Here is a 7,771-nt window from a genome sequence, read left to right on the forward strand (position 1 = left end):
TATCTGTCGGCGCTCGAGCGCCGCGCCACGGATCGCCGACCGTTGCAAACAGTCGCGTCGGTGGCGAGCTTTTTCGTGAGCCGCATCGACGTCCTGGTGGATCGTTTACTACAGCGACGTATTCCGTCCGATGATCGGGCGCGACAGTCGCTTGCGGCCCGATTGCCGGGTCGCGCGGCCGTCGCCAATGCCAAGCTGGCTTACCGGACGTTTCGACAAGTGTTCAACAGTGATCGATGGGCTCGACTGGCAGTCAAAGGCGCGCGTGTACAGCGTCCTTTATGGGCCAGCACCGGCACGAAAAATCCGGCCTATCGGGATGTCGTGTATGTCGAATCCTTGGTGGGACCGGACACCGTCAATACAATGCCCGAGGCCACGCTGCGGGCCTTTGCCGATCATGGTCGGGTCGTGCCGGATGCCGTCGAAACCGAACCGGAGCAAGCGGATACCGCCATGCAAGAGTTGGAAAAGGCGGGTATCAACTTCAATTGCGTGACCTGGCAACTGGAGCATGAAGGAGTGCAAAAATTCGTCGATGCCTATGATGCCGCCATAACAGCCCTCGACAAAAAGCGAAGTCAATTTCGTCTCGAACACACGGCATGAGGTTGAGGAGGAGATAGCGATGATGAAAGTGGCCATCAACGGTCTTGGACGAATCGGCCGGGCTACGTTCAAAATTTTGGTGAACCAGCCGGGACTTGAGTTGGTGGCGATCAACGATCCGGCTTCTCCCGACGATTTGGTCTACTTGCTCAATCACGATACGGTGTATGGTCGCTATCATGTTCAGGTTAAAGCCGATCCGGATGCAATTATGATGGCGGACAGAAGGTATCCCGTTTTTGCAGAGCGCGAACCGCACCGTCTCCCGTGGAAGGAGCTGGAGGTCGATGCGGTATTTGAGTGTTCGGGGAAATTCAACACGAGGGCCGCGTTGTCGGGACATCTCGAGGCCGGAGCGAAGCGGGTGATCCTGTCGGCGCCGGCGAAGGACGAGGATATTCCGACCGTCATCTATGGCGTGAACGTGTATGACGAGAAAGCCGGGCCCATCCTGTCCTGTGCCAGTTGCACCACGAATTGTGTGGCGCCCATCGTCGAAATCATCGACCGCCGGCTCGGGTTACAAAAGGCGGTCATGACGACGACACATGCGTACACGGCCAGTCAGGCGTTGGTGGACGGACAACATAAGAGCAAGCGTCGAGGGCGGGCGGCTGCGGTGAATCTTGTGCCGTCTGTAACCGGCGCCGCGGTGGCGACGACACGCGCTTTGCCGAACCTCACCGGACGATTTCAAGGCGCGGCCGTCAGAGTGCCGGTCCCGATTTGTTCCCTTTCCGATATCGTGATGGTGACGGGGCGGGAGACGAGTATCCCTGAAGTGAACGACATCTTCTTGGAAGAGGCGCGCAGTGACCGGTATGCCGAAGTACTGGGAGTGACGGAGGATCCGATCGTATCCTCCGATATTATTCAAGATTCGCGCGCGTCGATCGTCGATGTCGAAATGACGCAGGTCGTCGACGGCAATCTGGTCAAGGTGATGAGTTGGTATGACAATGAATGGGGGTATGCCAGCCAAATGGTCCGTCAAGCGGTCTCGATGGCGCTTATCGTGCCGGTCGAGAGCTGACCAGGATGCTGAGAAGTCTGCCGGCGGCGTTCACAAACGTGCCGCGCCTTATTCGGCGCGGCGTGAACCTCAGAGGCTCAACGTACCACCGGGCAAGGGCTGCTAAGAGCAGCTCAGGGTGGGCCGGGTGAGAAAGAATACGCCTCGTTCTCTAAGACATCGGGCGCTCACCGGTTCGCTTGCCTCGCGGCGAAGCCGAGGGCGCCGTCCGCGAATGTGACGCTCATTATTCTTCGTGTCGCGGACCTCGCTGCGGCCTTGCCTGACAGCCTTTTCGATCATCCTGAAGGGGGCTGGTAGCACCGAATCGAACCTTTCGCTAGTTCCGGCGATGAAATCTTCAGAGAAGTTGCAGCAATACCGGAAGAAGCGGAACTTTTCCAGCACGTCCGAACCGCCCGGCTCGCCGTCACGGACAAAGTCCTCCGATGAGTTGCTGTTCGTCATCCAAAAGCACGCCGCGAGGCGACTCCACTACGACTTTCGGCTGGAACTCGATGGGACCTTGAAAAGTTGGGCGGTTCCCAAGGGTCCGAGCCTGAATCCTTCGGATAAGCGGTTGGCCGTGCATGTTGAGGATCACCCGATGGAATATGCCGATTTTGAAGGCATCATTCCTCCTCGGCAATATGGCGCGGGCACCGTCATGGTGTGGGATCGAGGACAATGGATTCCTGATGGAGACCCTCGGGCGGATTACGAAAAGGGTCGTCTTAAATTTACGCTGGCGGGGCGGAAACTGCAGGGCCGCTGGACGTTGGTGCGGATGGGTGGAGCGCGTAATCGGGGCGAACGCAACTGGCTGCTCATTAAGGAACGCGACGAGGCCGCCCGTACAGGAACGGCTATCGATTCAACGTCAAAATTATCAAACAGCGTGAAAAGTCGAATGAGCATGGATGAAATTGCGCGCGCCAAACCTGATACATGGCACTCACATCGAGAGCCCGCTGCCGGCAAACAGGCAAAGGCCTCACCGTCCAGAAAGGCGAGTACCCGTCGAGGAAGTGCTCCCTGTCCTGAATGGGTCAAACCCCAGCTGGCTACGCTGGTTGACGAAGTTCCCCAAGGAGACGGTTGGATTCACGAATTGAAGTACGACGGATATCGCATGCTGTGTCGAATCGATCCGGGTAGGGCCCGAGTGTTCTCGAGAAACGGCAGGGAATGGACGGCGAAACTATCCAAGCAAACGGAGGCGGCGGCCCGACTGGCAGTGGACAACGCTTGGTTGGATGGTGAACTCGTGGCGTTGAACCGTGATGGAACAATGAGCTTTCAGACGTTGCAGAATGCGTTCGACGGTGGTTCCGGCAGCCGGCTTATCTACTATGTCTTCGATCTTCTCTTCCTCAACGGGATGGACCTTAGATCCCATCCGCTCCATGAACGTAAGCGTCGATTGGCCGCTCTTTTTGACGGGCTTCCGAAAGAAGGTCCGGTGCGATACAGCGATCACGTTCTTGGACAGGGTCACATAGTTTTTGAGACGGCCTGTCGACGCGGATTGGAAGGTTTGATCGCCAAACATCTGGACAGCCGGTATATCGCCGGACGGAATAAGAACTGGGTGAAAGTGAAGTGCCACCGCCGTCAGGAATTCGTGATCGGCGGCTTCTCCGATCCGTCCGGTTCACGGCAGGGGTTCGGCGCGTTACTGCTGGGGGTGTACGAGGGAGCCGGCAATCTGGTCTATGTGGGACGGGTAGGAACCGGATTTTCCGAAGAACGGCTATCAGACTTGCATCGAGTTTTGCGATCGCTTCAACAACCGCGGCCGGCATTTCGCAACCCTCCGACAGGCTGGGATGCCAAAGGCGTACATTGGGTGAAACCGGAGTTGGTGGCCGAGGTGCGGTTCGCAGAATGGACGGAGGAAGGGATCCTTCGCCAAGCGTCATTCGTCGGCATGCGTCACGACAAGCCGGCGAGTGCCATCGTGCGCGAATCGCCCACACATGTGCTGCCGGCGAGTGCCGGCAGGGTCAAAACTCCCGGCCAAACACAGAAGCGCACCGAGGCAACGACGGTGGCAGGTATGAGGATCTCGAATCCTTATCGAGTGTTATTCCCCCACGACGGCATTACCAAACTGGAGCTCGTCCAATTCTATGAGCGTATAGCGGGCTGGATTTTGCCGCACTTGCGGGGGCGTCCATTGACGCTCGTTCGCTGTCCGGAGGGTCATGAAACGGGCTGCTTTTATCAAAAGCACGTCACGGATCAGGTCCATGAAGCCATCGATCGCGTGGAAGTGGAAGAAGCCGAAGGACGGGCCTCGTATATGGTGGCCAATACGACTGCGGCCGTCGTCGCGCTCGCGCAGCTCGGTGCGTTGGAACTCCATACGTGGGGTGCCAAGGAGGATCAGCTGGATCGACCCGACCGAATGATCCTTGATCTCGATCCGGCTCCCGACGTCCCATGGAAGGAAGTCGTGGAAGCAGCCTTCTTGGTGAAAGCGTTGTTGGATGAGCTGAAATTGAAATCCTTCGTGAAGACGACGGGAGGCAAGGGACTGCATGTCGTGGTGCCGTTGCAGCGTCGCCATAGCTGGGAAGAAGTGAAGGGGTTCTCGAAATCGCTCGCCGGACACTTGGTACGAACGATTCCTGCGCGGTTCACCGACAATATGTCGAAACGAGTGCGAAAGGGAAAAATCTATCTCGATTTTCTTCGGAACGGCCAAGGCGCGACTGCGGTGGCCGCCTATTCGACGCGCGCCAAACCGCGAGCTCCCGTTTCGGTTCCGCTGACGTGGGATGAGTGCTCTCCTGAGTTACGTTCAGACCGGTTTACACTGCATAATATCGAAGAGCGGTTGTCACAACTGGTCAAAGATCCCTGGGCCGAATATGCCAAGGTACGCCAGCACTTGACGATGGACATGAAGCGACGTCTCGCAGGCCGTTGAAGAACTATTTCGAGTCCCTGTAGAGTCGCCCGCTGTAGATCAGCCCGCCGGCATAGCCGGCCACCGGGAAATTTCCAGCTGCATTTCAAAAGAATAATGATACCGCGAGAATATCAACGCGCCACTGATGACTTCGTCAAGTTTCTTCAAGACGCTCGCGACGCCGCCGGTTTGGGCAGTACGCATCAGGCCTACACGATGACGCAAGCAGTATTCCAGGCATTTCGGCGGCGCCTTGATATCGCAGAGGCTATACGCTTCTCTCAAGTACTGCCGGTTTGTTTACGCGCTTTGTTCGTCGATGATTGGGACACAGCAGAGCCCCGTCTTCCGTTCGAGGGCCGGGCCGTCATGACGAAAGAGGTCTGGACACTGCGTCCTGACCACAACGTCACTCCTGAAACCGCTATACAGGATGTGGCGCGTGCGTTAAGAAAGAACGTCGATGAGACAGCCTTCAATCTTGTACTGGCAAGGCTGCCGGTGGGCGCCAATGAGTTCTGGAAAGTCTTCCCGTAACCATGAAGGATTCAAAGTGTCCGACAGTCCTGTACCACCCGTCGTCTAAACAGACGAGCAAGCGCAACCGCTGAAATGACGCATTGTGCCACGCTATTGAACAGGCCGTGTGATACACACAGCGCACGGCTGCTCGTCCGGCCTATTAACCCATAGCCGGGGGCGGGTCTTCAGGACGGTTCACCGCTGCTTTCATCCGTAAGATCCAAACATTGATCGGTACGATCGGATGGCCGATTGTCTTGTATCACGCCGCCGCCTCGATTGGCGCATCGTCCTGGGACCTTAAATTCGGGGACTGCCGCATGGCCCGGTTGGAACTTTGATCAACCGACTGGTCCTCCTCCTTATGCATTGATCGCTCATACAACGCCAGATAGTCCTGCGCCATGCGTTCGACGGTGAACCGCTTCTCAAATGCTTCACGGCATCGGCGTCGATCGAGATTGGGCACCCATGCGACTGTATGAGCCATCTCCGCTAGGCTGTCGCACAAGTATCCGGTCATTCCGTGATCCACGATTTCCGGGACGGCTCCACGTCGATAGGCGAGCACGGGCGTGCCGCACGCGAGAGCCTCGATCAAGACCAAGCCGAAGGGGTCCGGCCGATCGACCGAACAGATCAACGCATAGGCCTCACCGAGAAAATCATCTTTCTCGCCGTCGGTGACCTCACCGACATATTCCACTAACGAATGTTCAAATAGCGGGGCGATGTGCTCAAAGTAATTCCGATCCGCCGGATCAATCCTGGCCGCGATCCGAATCGGCATATCGGTACGTATGGCCAGCTCGATAGCCTGCTCCACTCCACTGCCCGGCGAGATCCGACCCAAGAATGCGAGGTATCTGCCCGGGTTTGGATGCATGGAATACAGATGTCGGGGCAGCCCATGATGGATGGCGCCTTGCCAATTGATCCAAGGCACCTCACACCGCTGCGCACTCGATACCGAAACGACGGGTAACTCGGAGAATTGCTGAAAGACCGAGACCAATTCCGGCAAGTCAAGCCGGCCATAGAGTGTCGTCAGCACCGGCGTACGGCATCGACGTGTGAGGGGAAAGCCCAAGGTATCGATGTGTGAATGGATGAGATCAAAATTCCCGGCGCAGGTGCCGAATGCGCGCTCGAGGAGGAGAACCAACGGGGCGTCCGGGGACGATATCTTCGGAGTTGAACGTAAGGACGACGAGCAGGCGGCGGAAAGAGCGGCGGATGTCGAAGAATCACCGGCCGCGAACAGCGTCACATCATGACCGAGACGTACGAGTTCTTCCGTCAAATAAGAAACGATACGTTCCGTGCCTCCGTGGCGTTGAGGAGGAACGCTGTCCCGCAACGGTGCAACTTGAGCGATTTTCATCTGAACCCTTCCTCTTTGAGGGTGATGTGAGTGTGGCGATCGACAGAAATGCGAACGCCGACAAATCAGAGTGAGACTAGGTGGATTGCGCAAACAATGAAACGAGGGGAGTCCCTAGTCCAAGGGGCCGAATGTGGGTGATATCCGTTTCTCTTCGAACCATGGAAAAAGCACGGGAAGAACGAGGAGCGTCAATGCGGTCGATGTCAGGATGCCGCTGATGACGACGACGGCGAGCGGACGCTGCACTTCGGATCCTACCCCTGTGGCCAAGGCGAGGGGCGCCAAAGCAAGCAGCGCCACCGTGGCGGTCATAAGAACAGGACGTAACCTCAACATACAGCCTCGGACAACCGCATCCTTCACCGATGCGGCGTCGTTTCTCAGTTGATCGATATATGACACCAGCACGAGGCCGTTGAGCACGGCCACCCCGAACAAGTTAATGAATCCCACAGAGGCCGGCACGCTGAGGTACTCGCCGGTTACCCAAAGTCCGACGATGCCTCCGATGAGTGCCAATGGAAGGTTGAGTATGATCAGAATTGCGTACCGGAATGAATTGAACGAGACGTAGAGCAATAGAAAGATGATTCCGATTGTGATCGGGACGATGATCTTCAAACGAGCCATGGCGCGCTGCATATTTTCAAACGATCCGCCCCACACGATTTGGTAATTGGGAGGGAGGTGGATCTGTCCGATTGTACCCTGCGCTTCCGCAACGATGCTTTCAATGTCACGGCCATAGGTGTTGAAGCCGATGTAGATTCGCCGCTGCAACTGCTCACGGCTGATCAACGCGGGACCTTCTCGGAGCTCCACCTGCGCGAGCTCTCCCAAAGGAATAAGAGTGCCCGTCGTGGTGCGCAGCAAAATATTGCGGATGGTCTCGACGCTGTTGCGGGCCGACTCCGGATAGCGCAACGTCAAATCGAAACGCTTTTCGCCTTCGTAGACCCGTGTGGCCGCCTCCATGCCGATCGCCGTCGAGACGATTTCTTGGATATGCGCGACGTTGATGCCATATCGAGCGATCTTCTTCCGATCGATATCGATCGCCAGGTAGACCTGTCCGAATAATTGCTCGACGCGGACATCGGCGACTCCTCGAATTTCACTCATGATGGCCCGAATTCGATCGGCGGTTTTGCGGAGCACGTTGAGATCGTCCCCCAGTACCTTCACGGTCGCCTCCGATCGAACGCCGGATAAGAGTTCATCCACGCGTTGCTGAATGGGTTGGCTCAGCAAAAAGCCGGCCCCTGGAACCTTTTCAAGGCGGTTGCGCACGGCTTGATCCAATTCGGCTTTACTTTTGGCCGTG

General features: G+C 57.0%; 6 protein-coding genes. 4 read left to right on the plus strand and 2 right to left on the minus strand.

What is annotated here, in order from left to right; genetic code table 11:
* The 4 genes from ACOSYY_RS11595 to ACOSYY_RS11610 form a co-directional block, all read left to right on the plus strand.
* On the plus strand, positions 1–609 hold a 609-nt coding region (locus ACOSYY_RS11595; protein ID WP_421662538.1), incomplete at its 5' end, for a transaldolase family protein.
* A gap of 19 nt (positions 610–628) precedes the next feature.
* Positions 629–1,642 (plus strand): type I glyceraldehyde-3-phosphate dehydrogenase, encoded by a 1,014-nt coding sequence (gene gap, locus ACOSYY_RS11600; protein WP_421662539.1) that lies wholly within the window; start codon positions 629–631, stop codon positions 1,640–1,642.
* Positions 1,643–1,973: 331 nt separating this feature from the next.
* Positions 1,974–4,556 (plus strand): DNA ligase D, encoded by a 2,583-nt coding sequence (gene ligD, locus ACOSYY_RS11605; RefSeq protein WP_421662541.1) that lies wholly within the window; start codon positions 1,974–1,976, stop codon positions 4,554–4,556.
* A gap of 96 nt (positions 4,557–4,652) precedes the next feature.
* Positions 4,653–5,075, plus strand: a complete 423-nt coding sequence (locus ACOSYY_RS11610; protein WP_421662542.1) for a DUF2267 domain-containing protein — start codon at positions 4,653–4,655, stop codon at positions 5,073–5,075.
* 247 nt (positions 5,076–5,322) lie between these two features.
* Here ACOSYY_RS11610 and ACOSYY_RS11615 read toward each other — a convergent pair whose 3' ends face one another.
* Positions 5,323–6,444 carry a glycosyltransferase family 4 protein gene (locus ACOSYY_RS11615; RefSeq protein ID WP_421662544.1) on the minus strand — a complete coding sequence of 374 codons (1,122 nt, stop codon included), beginning with the start codon at positions 6,442–6,444 and terminating at the stop codon, positions 5,323–5,325.
* Positions 6,445–6,558: 114 nt separating this feature from the next.
* Positions 6,559–7,771 (minus strand): efflux RND transporter permease subunit (locus ACOSYY_RS11620; RefSeq protein WP_421662545.1); only part of this gene is annotated, 1,213 nt, incomplete at its 5' end.

Source organism: Nitrospira sp. BLG_2 (assembly GCF_049222245.1).